This is a genomic window from Mycolicibacter heraklionensis (assembly GCF_019645815.1).
GTDB lineage: Bacteria > Actinomycetota > Actinomycetes > Mycobacteriales > Mycobacteriaceae > Mycobacterium > Mycobacterium heraklionense.
The window spans coordinates 4788995-4807829 of record NZ_CP080997.1; the positions used below are offsets into that span (position 1 = coordinate 4788995).

The 18835-nt window shown below is 75.6% G+C and carries 3 protein-coding genes; all 3 read right to left on the reverse strand.

What is annotated here, in order from left to right:
- Positions 1–212: 212 nt before the first annotated feature.
- The 3 genes from K3U94_RS24235 to K3U94_RS24325 all read right to left on the reverse strand — a co-directional run bounded on the left by K3U94_RS24235 (position 213) and on the right by K3U94_RS24325 (position 18762).
- Positions 213–7079, reverse strand: coding sequence for a PGRS repeat-containing protein (locus K3U94_RS24235; RefSeq protein WP_220695071.1), 6867 nt, complete (start codon positions 7077–7079; stop codon positions 213–215).
- A gap of 76 nt (positions 7080–7155) precedes the next feature.
- Complete coding sequence (locus K3U94_RS22390; protein WP_220695072.1) at positions 7156–13557, reverse strand: PGRS repeat-containing protein; 6402 nt, start codon at positions 13555–13557, stop codon at positions 7156–7158.
- A 57-nt stretch (positions 13558–13614) separates the two neighbouring features.
- Entirely contained in the window at positions 13615–18762 is a 5148-nt protein-coding gene (locus K3U94_RS24325) for a PE family protein (RefSeq protein WP_220695073.1), read from the reverse strand.
- Positions 18763–18835: the final 73 nt, after the last annotated feature.

The window sequence follows — 18835 nt, forward strand, 5'->3', positions numbered from 1 at the left end:
CAGACCGGAGACCGATCCGCCACGGAGAATCCGCGGGGCGTCGAGCTGTCCACCCATGTCATCGCGGCAATTACCTGAACCACCCGCACCCGAATGGGTGCAGCTCGGGATACTGAGCGCTTCCTGTGTTGACAGGTGCTCGGCCCAGCTGCCCTGGCGTGCCAGAGCAGCGTTCTCATCGCGGACATCCGTTCACTCGACGACCTGACGCCTTATCCGCCAGCCGCGCCGGCGCTGCCGTCGCCGCCGCGCCCGCCGTCGCCACCGTTGCCCATGTTGCCGCCGTCGCCGCCGGCGCCGCCCTGGCCTCCGTTGCCGGATCCAGGCTGGCTGTAGCCGTCACCGCCGTTGCCACCGTTGCCGGACGGGCCGGCCGCCGGGGTGCCACTGGCGCCGGATCCGCCGGCCGTTCCGCCGCCACCGATCGTGGTTCCGGCCGCGCCGCCCTGACCGCCGGTGCCCGCGACATTGCCGGCGTCGCCACCGTTGCCGCCGTCGCCACCGTTGCGGGTGGTGGCATTGCCGTCGGCACCCCGGCCGCCGTCGCCGCCTTGGCCGGCGCTGCCGGCATTGCCGCCCTTGCCGCCGTTGCCGTTGGCGCCGACCACGCTGCCGTTCTGCGCGGTTCCGGCGTTGCCGCCGGCTCCACCGGTGCCACCCGAGCCGGCCTCGCCGCCGTTGCCACCGTTGCCGCCGTTGGTGCCGGCCGCGGTCGGGCTGTAGCCGGCGCCGCCGGTGCCGCCGGCACCACCGTCACCGCCCGCGCCGCCGTTACCGCCGTTGCCCGCGGTGTTGACGCTCAGCAGGCCGCCGTTACCGCCCTTGCCGCCCTTACCGCCGTCGCCGCCGGCGTCGCCCTGAAGTCCATTGCCGCCGTGGGGGTTGAGGGCATCTCCGGCCGTACCTGCCGCACCGGAGCCGCCGACACCGGTAGCCGCGCTGCCACCGGTTCCACCGTTGCCACCGTTGCCGGCCAAGCCACCGTTGCCACCGGCACCGCCCTCACCACCGTTGGTGCCCGGGACGGCACCTGGGTCAGAGGCCGCGTTGTAGCCGTTGCCACCGTTGCCGCCGTTGCCGGACGCAGTGGTGACCGGTGTGCCGCCGGCGCCGTTCGTGCCGTCGACGCCCCCGGTTCCGCCGGTGCCGTGTGCGCCGCCCTCGCCGCCGGTACCCGCGACGTTGCCCGGGTCACCGCCGTTACCGCCCTTGCCTCCGTTGGGGTTGAGGGCGTCGCCGTTGGCACCGTTGCCGCCGTTGCCACCCTGGCCCGCGACCCCGGCGTTTCCGCCGTTGCCGCCGTTGCCGTTGGTGCCCGCGCCGGCCGCACCGTGGACGGCGCCGGCATTACCGCCAGCCCCGCCGGTTCCGCCAGATCCGGCCTCACCACCATTGCCGCCGTTGCCGCCGTTGGTGCCGGCCGCTGCGTTCGAGTCGGAGCCGGCGTCATAGCCGGCGCCACCGGTACCACCCGCGCCACCGTCACCACCGACGCCACCGGCGCCACCGTTTCCGGCGTGGTTGGCCGCCAAGGTGCCGCTGGCACCACCGTTGCCGCCCTTGCCGCCGTTGCCACCAGACAGACCGGAGCCACCCGCGCCACCGTCGGGGTTGGCTGCCGTGCCCGTGGTGCCAGCCGCGCCGGTGCCACCGACGCCGGTGGCACCCGCACCACCCTTGCCGCCATCGCCACCGTTGCCGTGCGAGCCTCCGGCGCCACCTTCACCGCCGTTGCCGCCGTTGCCGCCGTTCTGGGCCGAGCTGGTGGAGCTGAAGCCGTTGCCGCCCTGCCCGCCGTTACCGGCCGGGCCGGTGATCGCGGTGCCACCAGCCCCGGTGGCTCCGTTCGTGCCGCCGGCACCACCGCTGCCGTGGGTGCCGGCCGATCCGCCGTTACCCGCCGTGCCGACCTCGCCGCCATTGCCACCCTGGCCGCCGTCCGGGTTGGTGGCGTCGCCATCGGCACCCCTGCCGCCGTTGCCGGCCGTGCCGGCGTCACCGCCGCGTCCGCCACTGCCGCCGTTGCCGTTGGCGGCCGCGGTGCCGGTGGTCGAGGTACCGGAGTTGCCGCCCTGGCCGCCGGCGCCGCCCTGGCCGCCGTTGCCGCCAGTGCCGCCGTTCTGGCCGTCGGCACCGGCGGACGTGGCGTTGGCGCCGTCGATTCCATTGCCGCCGTTGCCACCGACGCCGCCGTTGCCCGCGTTGCCGCCGGCGCCGCCCGTGGCGCCGGTACCGCCGGCGCCGCCGTTGCCGCCTTGGCCGCCGTTGGTGCCGGATTCTCCGTTGTCCCCGGTATTGGCACCACTCAAACCGGTGTAGCCGTTTCCGCCCTTACCGCCAGCACCGCCGTTGCCACCGTTGCCGGAGGCGGCGTGCTGGGTGGTGCTGCCCGCCAGCAGACCGCCCTGGCCGCCATTGCCGCCTAGACCACCATTGCCGCCCGCGGTGCCGTCCACACCGGCCTGAGTGCTGGTGGTGCCGTCGAGACCCTTACCGCCGGACCCGCCATTGCCACCCACGCCCGCAGTGCCGTTGCTGCCGCCGGCCGCGGGCCCGCTGGCTCCTTGGCCGCCGGCGCCCCCGGACCCGGCGTTGCCACCGTTGCCACCCTGGCCGCCGGCCGTGCCGTCGTGCTGAGCCGACGTGCCATCGATGCCCGCAGTACCGGCCGCACCCTTGCCGCCGCTACCGCCATTGCCACCGACACCACCGGCACCGTGCTGCCCGACGGTCGAACCGGTACCACCGGCGCCACCGTTGCCACCGGCACCACCATTGGTTCCACTGACACCATCAGCACCCGGGGTGGCGCCGTCAGCGCCGGTAAATCCGTTGCCGCCCTTGCCACCAGCGCCACCATCGCCACCGGTACCGGAGGCCGCATGCTGGGTGGTGCTGCCCGCCAGCAGACCACCCTGGCCACCGTTGCCGCCCAGACCACCATTGCCACCGGCGGTGCCGTCCACACCGGCCTGAGTGCTGGTGGTGCCGTCGAGACCCTTACCGCCGGACCCGCCGTTGCCACCGACACCCGCGGTGCCGTTGGTGCCGCTGGCCGCAGCGCCGGTCGGGCCCTGGCCACCGGCGCCCCCGACGCCGGCATTGCCGCCATTGCCGCCGTTACCACCGGCCGTGCCGTCATGGTTGCTCGCCGTGCCATCGACACCCACGCTGCCGGCCGCACCCTTGCCACCGCTGCCGCCATTGCCGCCGACACCACCGGCACCGTGCTGGCCGGCGGTCGCACCGCTACCGCCGGCGCCACCGTTGCCACCGGCACCACCATTGGTTCCACTGACACCATCAGCACCCGGGGTGGCGCCGTCAGCACCGGTAAATCCGTTGCCGCCCTTACCACCAGCACCACCATCGCCACCGGTACCGGAGGCCGCATGCTGGGTGGTGCTGCCCGCCAGCAGACCACCCTGGCCACCGTTGCCGCCCAGACCACCATTGCCGCCCGCGGTGCCGTCCACCCCCGCCGTCGTGCTGGTGGTGCCGTCGAGACCCTTACCGCCGGACCCGCCGTTGCCACCGACACCCGCGGTGCCGTTGGTGCCGCTGGCCGCAGCACCGGTCGCGCCCTGACCACCGGCGCCCCCGACGCCGGCGTTGCCGCCATTGCCGCCGTTACCACCGGCCGTGCCGTCATGGTTGCTCGCCGTGCCATCGACACCCACGCTGCCGGCCGCACCCTTGCCACCGCTGCCGCCGTTGCCGCCGACACCACCGGCACCGTGCTGGCCGGCGGTCGCACCGCTACCGCCGGCGCCACCGTTGCCACCGGCACCACCATTGGTGCCGCTGACGCCGTCAGCACCCGGGGTGGCGCCGTCGCCACCGGTAAATCCGTTGCCGCCCTTGGCGCCGGCACCACCATCACCGCCCGCGCCCGAGGCAGCCCGGTCCGTGCTGCTGCCCGCCAGCAGGCCACCGATACCGCCGTTGCCGCCCTTGCCACCATTGCCACCGGCGGTGCCGTCCACACCCGCCGTCGTGCTGCTGGTGCCGGCCAGACCACTACCGCCCTTGCCGCCGTTGCCACCAACGCCCGCGGTGCCGTTGGCGCCAGTGGCTGCGTGGCTGCCGTTGGGGCCCTCGCCGCCTACGCCACCGGTTCCCGCGTTCCCGCCATTGCCACCATTGCCGCCCGCCGTGCCGTCGTGCTGAGCCGACGTGCCATCGACACCCACACCACCGGCCGCACCCTTGCCGCCGCTGCCGCCGTTACCGCCGACGCCACCGGCACCGTGCTGGCCGGCGGTCGCACCGCTACCGCCGGCGCCACCGTTGCCCCCGGCACCACCATTGGTCCCGCTGACGCCGTCAGCGCCCGGCGTAGCGCCATCGGCACCGGTAAATCCGTTGCCGCCCTTGGCGCCGGAACCACCGTCACCGCCCGCACCCGAGGCAGCCCGGTCCGTGCTGCTGCCCGCCAGCAGACCACCGATACCGCCGTTGCCGCCCTTGCCACCATTGCCACCCGCGGTGCCGTCAACACCCGCCGTCGTGCTGCTGGTGCCGTCGAGACCCTTACCGCCGGACCCGCCATTGCCGCCGAGGCCCGCGGTGCCATCGGTGCCGCTGGCGGCAGCACCATCGGCCCCCTGACCGCCCGCGCCACCGACGCCGGCGTTCCCGCCATTACCGCCGTTACCGCCGGCCGTGCCGTCGTGCTGAGCCGACGTGCCGTCGACGCCCGCACTACCGGCCGCACCATTGCCGCCGCTGCCGCCGTTGCCGCCGGCACCGCCGGCGCCCTGCTGGCCGGCGGTCGCACCGCTACCGCCGGCGCCACCGTTACCACCGGCACCACCATTGGTTCCGCTCACACCGTCGGCGCCCGGCGTAGCGCCATCGGCGCCGGTAAATCCGTTGCCGCCCTTGGCGCCGGAACCGCCATTGCCGCCGTCACCGGAGGCGGCACGGTCGGTGCTGCTGCCCGCCAGCAGACCACCCTGACCGCCGTTACCGCCGGCACCGCCGCTACCACCGGCGGTGCCGTCCACACCCGCCTGCATGCTGTCAACGCCGGCGAGGCCGTTGCCGCCCTGGCCGCCGTTGCCGCCGAGGCCCGCGGTGCCGTCGCTGCCACTGGCCGCCACGCCATCCGCACCCTGGCCGCCCGCACCACCGGCGCCCGCGTTGCCGCCATTGCCGCCATTGCCGCCGGCCGTGCCGTCGTGGTTGGTCGACGTGCCGTCGATGCCCGCATCACCGTCCGCGCCGTCGCCGCCGCTGCCGCCGTTGCCCCCGGCGCCGCCAGCGCCCTGCTGGCCCGCAACCGACCCGGAACCCCCGGCGCCACCGTTGCCGCCGGCACCACCGTTGGTGCCGCTCTCGCCGTCCGCGCCGGGGCTCGCGCCACTCAAGCCGGTGTAGCCGTGGCCACCCTGGCCGCCGGCACCACCGTCGCCACCGAAACCGGTGGCGGCGTGCGTAATTCCGTCGGCGTTCAGGCCACCGATGCCGCCGTTGCCGCCAGCGCCGCCGTCGGTGCCGGCGGTGCCGTCCACGCCGTCGGTCGTGCTGCTGATGCCGGCCGCTCCGGCGGCACCATTGCCGCCGTTACCGCCGACGCCCGCGCTGCCGTTGTCACCGGCGTTGCCGCCCTTGCCGCCGTTGCCGCCGGCGGTTCCGGCCGCCGCGTTCGGGTCGGCAGCGGCGTCGTAGCCGTCGCCGCCCCGGCCGCCGGATGCGGCACCGGTCGATGCCTCGCCGCCGTTGCCCGCCTGGCCATCCACACCACCGGCGCCGGCCTGACCGCCGGCACCGCCGATGCCCGCAGTGCCGGTGGCCCCGCCGTTGCCGCCGTCGCCACCGTCGGGGTTGGCTGCCGTGCCGGCCGCGCCCGCGCCACCGTTGCCGCCCACACCGGAGTCACCGCCGTCACCGCCATTGCCGCCGGCGCCACCGTGGCCGGACACACCGGTGCTGCCGTCCGAGCCGAACAGCGCATGGGTGACACCCGCGGCCCCGGCCACCCCGGCCGCGCCGCCATTGCCACCGGCCCCGCCGTTGCCACCGTTGGAGCCCGCGGTGCCATCGCCGCCATTGCCGGAGCCACCATCGGCGAACGAGCCGGCCGCACCGTCGGTGCCGTCATCGCCGCCAACGCCCTGGCCGCCGGCACCACCGGCGCCACCGCTTCCGGCCGCGCCGCCCTGACCGCCGGAGCCGTACAGCAGCGCCTTGGACGCCCCACCGGCGCCGCCGTTACCGCCAGTGCCGCCATTGCCGCCCGCGCCACCATTGCCGCCATCAACACCGGCAACACCGACCGCGCCGGCGAACCCGACCAGACCCTCGCCGCCGACGCCGCCATTGCCGCCGATGCCGAAGATCCAGCCCAGCCCGGCGCCACCGTCGCCGCCGTTGCCGCCGCCGTTGCCGCCGTCGCCGCCAGCACCACCGGCGCCACCGACGCCGATCCAGCTGCCGCCGTTGCCGCCGTCACCACCCTGGAAGCCGATGCCACCGGTCCCGCCGGCACCACCGTTGCCGAACATCCCGGCCGCGCCGCCGTCGCCACCGGCAACCCCGGTCAGCGAACCGTCGTAGCCCGCGCCGCCGTCGCCGAACAGCCAACCCGCGTTGCCGCCATCGGGATTGAGCTCGGTGCCCGCCGCGCCGTTGCCGATGATGATCGAACCGAACCCGAACCAGGTGTTGATGAAGTCATCCACCGGCTTACCGACGAACGGGTCGTTGATCCACGCCACCATCCCGGCGTGCATCGGCTCGAACAGGTACTGGCCCAGCAACCCGGTGATGCCGAACGGGTCACCCAGCATCGCCGCCGCCGAACCCGGTTCGGCGTAGGCCGCACTCAGGGCGGTGCTCAGTTCATCGCCGGCGAACAACTGGTCCCAGTTGAGGCCCAGATCCCCTGTGCCGCCGTCGAACAACGACCCCCAGGCGTTCGGGTCGAACAGGTCTTCCAGGCCGAAGTCGGCGTGCGCCTGCGGCGCCATCCCCAGTGCCAGAAAGGTGCTCACCGCACCGGCGGCACCGACCGCCCGACGCCCGGCGTTGCCGCGAGTTCCGTGCAGTGCTGCGCTGCGACGCTTACGAGCCATTGGATCGACCTCTATCTGGATGAGTGGAGTGAGTCAGGGGAGCAGGTGCTGACGACAGCTGGCGTGGATGCGGGATTCAGCCGTGAGCACCATCGGTGCCCTTCGTGCCGGAGCCGCCGGCGGTGCCGGTCTGCCCCGCCGCGCCCGGGTCCGCGCTCACCGCGCCGCCCGCCGACGCCGATCCGGCCGCCCCGGCAGTACCGCCGGCGCCACCGGAACCGGCCGCACCGCCGGTGCCGCCGCCGCCGCCGACACCGGTGTTCCCGTTGGCACCGATGCCTTGCGCAGTCCCCGCGGCGCCACCGACTCCGCCGTTACCGCCCGCGCCACCGTTACCGCCCTTGCCGCCGGTGCCACCGTCGCCGCCATCGCCGCCCTTGGCGTAACCGGTGCCCTGGTAGTTCTCACCGGTACCGCCGCCGCCACCGGCGCCACCGTTGCCACCGTTCTCGCCGGCGCCGCCGTTACCGCCCAAGCCGCCGAGACCGCCGTCACCGCCGTTGCCGGCGATCGTGCCGCCCTTGCCGCCCGCGCCGCCGGCGCCACCGCTGGCCCCGGCCGTGCCGTTGGTGCCGTTGCCGCCGTTACCGCCGTCACCGCCGTCGCCGCCGTATGCGTAGCCGCGGGTTCCGCCGGTCTCTGCCTTGGCGCCACCGCCGGCGCCGCCGTTGCCGCCCGCGGCTGCCTGCCCGCCGTTGCCGCCGTTGCCGCCGTCGCCGGCGTTGATGTCGCCGCAGCCGAAGAAGAGCGCGCACGACGCCGACGCCCCCGTGCCACCGGCACCACCGGTCTGACCGGCCTGGGTGGCGTTGGAGCCGTTGGCTCCGGTTCCGCCACCGGCCGCCTGGCCAGTCGGGTGGGTGTAGCCGGCGGTTCCGGCCGCACCATTGCCGCCGGCACCGCCGTTGCCGCCGTTGCCGATGGTGCCGGCGTCACCGCCCTTGCCGCCGATGCCACCGATCTGCGCGGCACCGTTGACGGTGCCCTGGCCGTTGCCGCCGACACCGCCGTTACCGCCGTTACCGCCGCTGACGCCGGTCGCGCCCGCGGTCCCGCTTGCAGCCAGCTGGCCGTTGCCGCTGTCGCCGCCCAGACCGCCGGCCCCGCCGCCACCGCGGTTTCCGCCGTTGCCGCCCTGGCCTCCGTTTCCGGCGGCCGCGTTGGTGCCGCCGCCGGCACCTGCGCCGCCGGTACCGCCATTGCCGGCGTTGCCGCCCTGGCCACCGGCACCGCCTTGGCCGCCGACGCCGTGGCTGCCGGTGCTGCCGTCGGTGGCGGTGCCGCCGACGCCGCCGTTGCCGCCGACCCCACCAGCTCCGCCGATGGCCCCGCTCCCGCCGTTGCCGCCCTTGCCGCCGGTGAGTCCGCCACCGTCGGGTGCGGTGATGCCGGTCGAGCCGTTCGCGCCGCTACCGCCCGCACCACCGACGCCGCCCTTGCCGCCGGCGCCGCCGTTGCCGGCCGCGCCGGACACCGCACCGCCGTTGCCGCCCGCACCGCCGTTGCCGCCGGCACCACCGGTGAGTCCGGCCGTGCCGGATCCTCCGGCGTTGACGGCGTTCCCGCCGGCTTGGCCCGCCGCACCGGTGCCACCGGCACCGCCGTTGCCGCCGTTGCCGATTGAGCCGCCGGTGCCGCCCTTACCGCCGTCGCCACCTCGGGTGCCGGCCGCGGCGTTGGGGTCAGCGGCGGCGTTGTAGCCGTTACCGCCGTTACCGCCGTTACCGGATGGGCCGACGGCGGGTGTGCCGTTGGCACCGGTCGCTCCGTTCAGGCCACCCGTACCGCCGGTGCCGCGTGCACCACCGGCACCACCGGTGCCGGCGACGTTGCCCGCATCCCCGCCGCGGCCGCCGTTGCCACCGTTGAGGGTGGTGGCATCGCCGGCGGCACCGTTGCCACCGTTGCCACCCTGGCCGGCCGTCCCGGCGTTGCCGCCGGCACCACCGCTGCCGTTGGCACCCGCGGAGGCCGCGCCGTTGACCGCGCCCGCGTTACCGCCGGCACCGCCGACGCCACCGGAGCCGGCCTGACCACCCTTGCCGCCGTCACCCCCGTTGGCGCCGGCCGCCGTCGGACTGAACCCGGCACCACCGGTACCACCGGCGCCGCCGTCACCGCCCTTACCGCCAGCGCCACCGTTGCCGGCGTGGTTGGCCACCAGCGCGCCGCTGGCCCCGCCGTTGCCACCCTTGCCGCCGTTGCCGCCGGCTGCACCGGAACCACCGGCGCCGCCATTGGGATTGGCGGCCGTGCCCGCCGTGCCGGCCGCGCCGGTCCCACCGACACCGGTCGCACCCGCACCACCGACGCCGCCATTGCCACCGTTGCCGGCCGAACCACCCGCGCCGCCGTTACCGCCGACACCACCGTTGCCGCCGTTGTCGGCCACGCTGGTGGGGCTGAACCCGGCACCACCGTTGCCGCCGTTGCCGGAGGCCACGCTCACCGCTGTGCCGTTGGCGCCGGTTGCTCCGTCGAGACCGCCGGTACCGCCGGTGCCGTGCGCACCGCCGGCACCACCGGTTCCGGCGACATTGCCCGCATCCCCGCCCCGGCCACCGTTGCCGCCGTTGGGGCTGGTCACGTCTCCAGCTGCGCCGTTGCCACCGTTGCCGCCCGCGCCGGCCACCCCGGCGTTGCCGCCGGCGCCACCGTTGCCGTTGGCACCCGCGGAGGCCGCGCCGTTGACCGCGCCCGCGTTGCCGCCGGCACCACCGATACCACCGGAGCCGGCCTGACCGCCCTTGCCGCCGTCACCGCCGTTGGCGCCTGCCGCGGTCGGGCTGAACCCGGCACCACCGGTGCCACCGGCGCCGCCGTCACCGCCCTTGCCGCCAGCGCCACCATTGCCCGCGTGGTTGGTCACCAGCGCGCCGCTGGCGCCGCCGCTGCCACCCCGGCCGCCGTTGCCGCCGGCCGCACCCGAACCGCCGGCACCGCCATTGGGGTTACCGGCCGTGCCCGCCGTACCGACCGCACCGTTACCGCCGAGTCCGGTGGCGCCCGCACCGCCGGCACCACCATTTCCGCCGTTGCCGGCCGCACCCGCCGCGCCACCGTTACCGCCGGCACCACCGTTGCCGCCGTTGTCGGCCATGTTGGTCGGGCTGTACCCGGCACCACCGTTGCCGCCGTTACCCGACACCGTGGTCGCTGAGACTCCGTCGGCGCCGTGGCCGCCGTGGGTGCCGCCGCCGCCGGAGGTGGCGCCGGCCGTGCCGCCGGCGCCACCGGTCCCGGCGACGTTGCCAGGGTCGCCACCCTGACCCCCATTGCCGCCATTGGGGTTGGCGGCATTTCCGGCGGCGCCGTCGCCGCCGTTGCCGCCCGCTCCGGCGTCGCCGGCGTTACCGCCGGCCCCGCCGTTGCCGTTGTTGCCGACGGTTCCGTTGGCCGCGGTGCCCGCGTTGCCGCCGGCTCCGCCGATACCACCGGACCCGGCTTGACCACCCTTGCCGCCGTTGCCGCCGTCGGCACCGGGCGTCGTCGCGGTGAAGCCCTTGCCGCCGACACCGCCGTTGCCACCGGCGCCGCCCGCGCCCCCGATGCCGCCGTTACCCGCGGTGTTGATGCTCAGTGAGCCACCGGCACCGCCGGCGCCGCCGTTGCCGCCGTTGCCACCGGAGCCGCCCTGTCCGCCGTTGGTGCCATTGACGCTGGCCTGGGTGCCGTTGTTTCCGACCGGCCCGCTGGTTCCGGCAGAACCCGCCGCACCGGCACCGCCGTTGCCACCGTTGCCGTGGGCGCCGCCGTTACCGCCTGCGCCGCCGTCGCCGCCGAATTGTCCTGCCGCGGTGGGGCTGAAGCCCGCGCCGCCCTGGCCGCCATTGCCGGAGGCCCCGATGATCTCGGCGCCGTGTGCGCCGGTGGCACCGACCGTCGCCCCCACACCGCCGGCCGCTCCGCCGTTGCCGCCCGCGGCGGCGGTGCCGACATCGCCGCCGTCGCCGCCGTTGCCGCCGTCGATGTGGGTGGCGTTGCCGTTGCCGCCGGCCCCGCCGTTGCCGGCAGCCCCCGCGTCACCGCCGCGGCCGCCGGCGCCGCCGGAGGCGTTTGCACCGGCAGTACCGTGCGCGGCCGTTCCGCCGACACCGCCCGCACCGCCGTTGCCGCCGACGGCGCCATCGCCGCCGTCGCCACCGTTCGCGCCGTTGCCGCCGGCTGTGCTGGCGTTGGCCCCGGTCACCCCGTTACCGCCGTTACCGCCCGCGCCACCGGCACCGCCCACGCCGCCGGCGCCGCCGTTGCCGGCCTCAGCGCCGCCCTTGCCGCCGGCACCACCGGCGCCGCCGCTGCCGCCGACGGTGCCGTTGCCGCCATCGGGGTTCACCGCGTTGCCGACGGCCCCGTTCGTGCCGTCGGCACCGGATCCACCGGCGCCACCGTTTCCGCCGTTGCCGTGATCGCCGCCGTCACCGCCGACGCCGCCGTCGCCGCCCGATTCGCCTGCGTTGGTGGCGCTGAATCCGTCGCCGCCCGCGCCGCCGTTGCCTTGGCCGATGGTGACGGTGCTGCCGGCCGAACCCGCTGCGCCGGTGTGGGATCCGGTGCCCGCAGTGCCGGCGCTGCCGCCGGTGCCGGTGTCGCCACCGTTACCGCCGTTGCCGCCGTCCCGATGCGCAGCCGTGCCAGCCGCACCGGCGCCACCGTCGCCGGCCGTGCCGGCGGCGCCACCGCTACCGGCGTTGCCTCCAGCTCCGGTGGAACCCGCGACGCCGTGGGCCGCGGTACCGCCCGCGCCGCCGTTGCCGCCGCTGCCCCCGTTGCCGCCGCTGCCCGCGTCGCCACCATTGCCGCCGATGCCGGTGCCACCGCCGTCGAACGAGCCGGTCGCGCCGAGGACACCGTCGCCGCCTGCGCCACCGTCCGCGCCGTGGCCGCCGCGACCGCCGGCCCCGCCGTTACCGGCCACCGAACCGCCCTTGCCGCCGACGCCGCCGGTGCCACCGTTTCCACCCGTGTGACCGTCGGTGCCGTCGGGGTTGGTGGTGCTGCCGTCGCTGCCGGCGATGCCGGCCGCCCCGTTGCCACCGTTGCCGCCCGCACCGCCGTTGCCGTAGGCGCCGCCGTCACCGCCGGCGCCCCCGTTGCCGCCCGATTCGCCTGCTGCCGTGGGGCTGTAACCGTCGCCGCCGGCGCCACCGTTGCCACCGACACCGGTCACGTCGGCACCGTTGATGCCCTGCTGACCCGCTACTGCTCCGGCGCCCCCGGCTTGTCCGCCCGCACCGCCGGCGCCGGCCGTGCCGGTGTCGCCGCCGTGACCGCCCGCGCCACCGTTGAGGTTCGACGCCGTGCCGGCCGCGCCCGCACCGCCGTTGCCGCCGAGTCCGGCAACACCGCCGGCCCCGCCGTTGCCGCCGTTGCCGGCCTGACCGCCGGCCCCCGAGGTCCCGTTGCTGCCGAACCACGAGCTGGCCGTCCCACCGGCACCGGCCGTCCCGGCCGCTCCGCCGTTGCCACCGGTGCCGCCGTTGCCGCCATTCGTGCCGTCGGTGCCGTCGCCACCGTTTCCGGTGCCACCGCCGGCGAAGGTGCCTGTCTCGCCGTCATTTCCGTTGGTGCCGGCCAAGCCCGCGCCACCGACGCCACCGCTGCCACCGTCACCGGCCGCGCCGCCCTTGCCGCCCGCACCGAACAGGAATGCCTTGGACGCACCACCGGTGCCGCCGTTGCCGCCGACACCACCATTACCGCCGGCGCCACCGTTACCGCTGTCAATGCCGGCGACACCGACCGCACCCGCGGTGCCGACCAGGCCGTCGCCGCCGACACCACCGGCACCGCCGATGGCGAAGAGCCAGCCGGTACCAACGCCACCATTACCGCCATCGCCGTTGACACCACCGGCACCGCCGGCGCCGCCGATACCGCTCCAGCTGCCGCCGGCACCACCGTTGCCGCCGTCGAAGCCCGCGCCGCCGTCGCCGCCGGCACCACCGTTGCCGAACATCCCGGCCGCGCCACCATCGCCACCGGCCACGCCGGTCAGCGAACCGTCATAGCCCGCGCCGCCGTCGCCGTACAACCAGCCGCCGTTGCCGCCGTCGGGGTTGAGCTCGGTGCCCGCCGCACCGTTGCCGATGATGATCGAGCCGAACCCGAAGGTGTTGTTGATGAAGGTGTCGACCTGGGTGCCGAACGGACTGTTGATCCAGTCGACCATCGCGTTGTGCATCGGGGTGTAAAACCACTGGTCGACAATGGCGGTGATACCACCGGTGTCGGCTGCCGAGCCCGCATAGGCCGCCGTCAGCGCGTCTGTCAGCTCGTCACCGGCGAACAGATGATCCCAGTTGAAGCCCGAATCCCAAGTGCTGGAGTCGAATAGCGGCGCCCAGGTGCTCGGGTCGAACAGGTCGTCCAAACCGAAGTCGGCCTGTGCTTGCGGCGCCATGCCGAATGCCAGGAATGCGCTGACGGCCCCAGCGGCGCCGACGGCGCGACGACGGTTGCTGTGGTTCTTACGAGCCATGGGAGTGACGCCTATCTGCTGAGTTCGGGTTAGTTGGTCGAGTCGGCGAACGTGCGGTTAGCCATGGGGTCCGGCGGTGCCCGTACTGCCACCCGGTCCGTTCCCGCCGGATGAGCCCGGATCACCGGTCGGGGTTCCGCTGCCACCGGTGCCGACGGCGCCCGCAGCACCACCGGAGCCGGCCCCGCCGCCGTTTCCACCGGGCTTGCTGTTGTAGCTGCCGCCGCCGCCACCGCCGTTGCCGCCGTTGCCGCCGTTGCCGCCCTGGCCGCTGTCGCCGCCGTCGCCACCGGGGCCATTGCCGCTGGCACCGCCGGCACCGCCCGCGCCGCTGGCGCCACCCGTACCGCCGGCTCCACCGTCACCGCCGGCAGAGGCGGAGTAGAGGCCCCAACCGCTGCCGCCGGCCCCACCGGTGCCGCCGTTGTTGCCCGCTCCGCCGCGGCCACCGTTGCCACCATCACCGCCGGCGCCGTTGGTGGCGGTGCCACCTGCGCCGCCGCGACCGCCCGCGCCACCGGCACCACCCGAGCCACCGGCGCCACCCGACTTGCTGTTGGTGGGGCTGAATCCGGCGCTGTGGCCGTTGGTGCCGTTTCCGCCGACGCCGCCGTTTCCGCCGGCGCCGCCAACGCCGCCGTTACCGGCGTCGCCGGAAATCGAGCCGCCACTGCCACCGTTACCGCCGACGCCACCCACGCCACCGACGGCTCCGTTGTAGCCGCCAACGCCATCACCACTGCCGTTGATGCCGTTGGTACCGGCCCCGCCCTTGCCGCCGACACCACCGTCGCCGCCGTTACCGACGGTCCCACCGTCGCCACCGGCACCGCCGTTGCCGCCGGCCGCGCCGCCCTGGCTCAGCCAGCCGGGCGTGCCGCCGTCGCCGCCGGCACCGCCCTTGCCACCAGTGGCCCCGGCGCTGTTGCCGGTGGCCATACCGCCGGCGCCACCATTGCCACCTGCCCCGGCGGCCGCGCCCGGACCGTTGTTGTTGACCGAAGCGAGCGGGTTGGCGTTGCCGCCGTTGCCGCCGTTGCCACCGGCGCCACCGATATAGCCGGTGCCACCGTTTCCACCGAGGCCGCCCTTGCCTGCCGACCCCGCAGTGTTCGGGATGGTGTGCGGGTTGCCGCCACCGTCCGCCGACGCGCCACCGGTGCCGCCGTTGCCGCCGGCGCCGCCGGTACCGTCGACACCGGTCGCGCTCGGTCCGGCGCCGGCCGCCCCACCGTTGCCGCCGAGACCGCCGGTACCGCCGGTACCGCCGGTACCCAAGGTCCAGTCACTCGAGCTGGTGTGGCCAGCCATTCCACCGGCGCCGGCATTACCCCCAGCGCCACCGGTGCCGCCGTCGCCATTGACGCCGGCAACACCCTGCACACTGCCGTTCTGAGCCGTACCGGCGGCCCCGCCGGCACCGCCGTTACCGCCCGCGGCGCCGGCGCCGCCGTCACCGCCGCGACCGCCGTCTTTTTGAGTCGCGTTGCTGGTGCCGGTAGCGCCATCGCCGCCCCGGCCACCGGCACCGCCGTCGCCACCGGCACCACCCTTACCGGCGGTGTTAGCCGCGAGGGTGCCGCCGTTACCGCCGGCACCGCCCTTGCCGCCGTTGCCGCCGATGTTGCCGTTCCCGCCGGTCGTCCCGGCCGCGGTCGCCGCCGCACCGGCGGTACCGGCCACGCCGTCACCACCGGCCCCGCCGTTACCACCGTTGCCCGCGCTGCCGCCGTTACCGCCGGCGCCGCCGTTGCCGCCGCTGGCGCCGGCACCGGTCGGGGTGAAGCCGTTTCCGCCGTCGCCGCCGTTGCCGGACGGGCCCTGCACGGGCGTACCGGACGCGCCGTCGCCGCCATCGCTTCCACCGCCGCCGACCGTGCCGCCGGCCGCACCACCGTGGCCACCGGCACCAGCCGCACTGCCCGGGTCGCCGCCGTCACCGCCGCGACCGCCATTCGGGGTACTCGCGTTGCCGTCGCCGCCACGGCCTCCGTTGCCGCCCTGGCCTGCGCTGCCGGCGTTGCCGCCCGCACCGCCGTTGCCGTTGAGGCCGACGGTGCCGTGGTCGGTGGTACCGGCAGCACCGCCGGTACCACCGTGCCCGCCGGAACCGGCCTGCCCGCCACTACCGCCGTTTCCGCCGGCAGCACCGGCCACCGTGGCGTTGAACCCATTGCCACCGGTGCCGCCGTTGCCACCGGCTCCACCATCACCACCGACGCCGCCATTGCCCGCGGTGTTGATCGCCAGCGCACCGCCGGCACCGCCCGCGCCGCCGTTTCCGCCGTTACCGCCGTCGGTGCCCGAACCGCCGATGCCGCCGTTGGGGCTGCCGGCCGTGCCCGCCGTGCCCGCGGCGCTGCCGCCGCCGACGCCGGACTTGCCGCTGCCGCCGACACCACCATTGCCGCCATTGCCGACGTTGCCGCCGTCACCGCCGGCGCCACCATTGCCACCGCTGGTACCGCCGGCAGCACCGGCGTCGCCGGCCGCGTTGTAGCCCGCGCCGCCATTGCCGCCATTACCGGCCGGGCCGGTGATCGCCGCACCGGCAGCACCGTCGGCGCCGGCGTTGCCACCGGTTCCCCCGGTTCCGACCGCGCCGCCCTGGCCGGCAGTTCCGGCAGTACCGGCGTCACCGCCGTCACCGCCCTTGCCGCCGTTGACGTTTGAGGCGTTGCCTGCTGCACCGTCCGAGCCGTTGCCGGCCGTGCCCGCATTGCCGCCGGAACCGCCGGCCCCGCCGGTGCCGTTGATACCCGCGTTGCCCGAGCCGCCTGCTGTGCCTCCGGCGTTACCGCCCGCACCCCCGGAGCCGGCGTTGCCGCCGTTGCCGCCGTCGCCGCCGTTGTTGCCGTTCGCCCCGGCCGCCGTGACCTGAGCACCGGCCAGGCCGTCGCCGCCGTTGCCGCCGGCGCCACCGGCGCCGCCCAGACCACCGTTGCCGCCGTTGCCGGCGATCGAGCCGCCCAGACCACCGGCGCCGCCCGCGCCGCCGTCGGTGCCGTTGCCGCCGCTGGTGCCCGAGCCGCCCGCGGTGGTGGCGCTCACGCCCGCCACACCGGTGAAGCCGTTGCCACCGTTGCCGCCGTTGCCGCCGCTACCGTGGTCGCCGCCGTTGCCGCCGGCACCGCCCGCGCCGCCGTTGACGCCGGCGGTGGAGGAGGTGAAGCCGTTCCCGCCGTCGCCGCCGTTGCCCCCGCCGGTCGGTGTGTTGCCTTCGGCGCCCTGCGCGCCGGCGTTGCCGCCCAGACCGCCGACACCGGCCGCGCCACCGTTACCGCCGGCACCCGCGATCCCGACGTTGCCGCCGTTGCCACCGTTGCCGCCGTTGATGTTTGAGGCGTCGCCGTCAGCGCCGCGGCCGCCGTCGCCGGCCGCGCCGCCGATGCCGCCCTGGCCGCCGGCGCCGCCGTTGCCGTTGGCGCCCAGGTTTCCGGTACCGGTGGCGGTGCCGGCGTCCCCGCCCTTGCCGCCGTCGCCGCCGGTTCCGCCGGCGCCGCCGTTGGTGCCGTTGCCGCCGTTGCCATCACCGGTGAGGTAGCTGCCGGCCGCACCGGTCTGTCCGGCGCCGCCTTGGCCGCCGATGCCGCCCTTGCCACCGTCGCCGCCACTGCCGGCGTTGCTGTTGGCGCCGGTGCCGTTGCCGCCGTGTCCGCCGTCGCCGCCCAGGCCGCCGTTACCGCCCTGGCCGCCGTTTCCGCTCAGGGCGCCGGCCGCACCACCGTTGCCACCGTTGCCGCCGTCGCCGCCGGTACCGCCCTTGCCGCCGGACCAGCCACCGTTGCCGCCGGGGCCGCCCGCGCCGCCATTGCCCCCGTTGCCGCCGTCGCCACCGTCGCCGACCAGCCCGGCGTTGCCGGCGTTGCCGCCGTTGCCGCCGGCGAAGGTGAGTGCCCGGAAGCCCAGGTCATTGGCGTGGGCGGCGTTGTAGGCCGCCACGTCGAAGCCGTCGCCGCCGTTGCCGCCGTTGCCGCCGTGTCCGGCCGCCTGGCCGTCGGCACCGCTGGCCGCGCGCTCGGTGGTGGAGCCGCCGGTCAGGCCGCCCTGACCGCCGTGGCCGATCGCGCCCGGATCGCCGCCGTCGCCACCGTCACCGCCGTCGGGGTGCTCGCTGGTGGCATCCAGACCGGCGCCACCGTTACCGGCGATCCCGGCGTTACCGCCCGCACCGCCCTGGCCGCCGAGGCCGTTGACGCCCGCCGAACCGAAGCCGGCGCCCGCCCCGGCGACGCCGCCATTGCCGCCAAGACCACCGTTGGCGCCGTCGCCACCGCCGGCACCGTCACCACCATTGCCGTTGCTGGCAGCCGCATCCCACTGCCCGGCAGCACCGTCACCACCCCGGCCACCGTTACCGCCGACACCACCGACACCGCCGGCACCACCATTGCCACCAGTACCGAAAAGACCCGAAGCCTTACCGCCGGCACCACCATTGCCGCCATTACCGCCGACAACACCATTGCCGCCGGCCACGCCCGCGCCGGTGCCACCGTTGGCCCAGACACCGGCGGCGCCATCGATGCCCGCCGCACCGGCCGCACCGATGCCGCCGGCGCCGCCGGCACCCCCGGAGCCGAACAGCCAGCCCGCGCCCGCACCACCATCGCCGCCGTTGCCGCCGTCGACACCACCGGCGCCGCCGACACCGCCAATGCCCATCCACGAACCGCCGGCACCACCGGTACCGCCGTCACCACCGGCCAGGCCCGCACCGCCGGCACCGCCGTTGCCGAACAGACCGGCCGCACCACCATCACCACCGGCGACACCGTCACCGCCATCACCGAACAGCCACCCGCCCGCACCACCATTGCCGCCATCGACACCGGCCACACCCGCAGCGCCGTTACCGATGATGATCGAGCCGAACCCGAACGTGTCGTTGATGAAGCTGTCGACCTGAATGCCCAACGGGCTCTCAATCCAGTCGACCATGCTCGCGTGCATGGGGGTGTAGATGTACGACTCGACCAACGCACTCAGATCGAACGGATCACCACTGGCCAACCCCGCCGACGGATCGAACAACGACCCCCAGTCGAACGCACCCGCGGTGTCCACCTCGGCAGCCGGCCACGCCGCCGGATTGAACAGATCCAGCAACCAGTCGAACTCACCATCAGCCTGCGCCGCCGGCGCCGACACCAACGGCGTCACACCGAACGTCAGGAACGCCGCCGCCGCGGAGCCCGCACCCAACAACCGACGACTAGCCCGAGTTGCCTTGTGGCGCTTACCAATCACAGGGGACCTCATTACTTAAGCAGGAATG

Coding starts and splice junctions, on each gene's coding strand:
- K3U94_RS24235 (WP_220695071.1), bottom strand. CDS start 7,079: ATGGCTCGTAAGCGTCGCAGCGCAGCACTGCACGGAACTCGCGGCAAC.
- K3U94_RS22390 (WP_220695072.1), bottom strand. CDS start 13,557: ATGGCTCGTAAGAACCACAGCAACCGTCGTCGCGCCGTCGGCGCCGCT.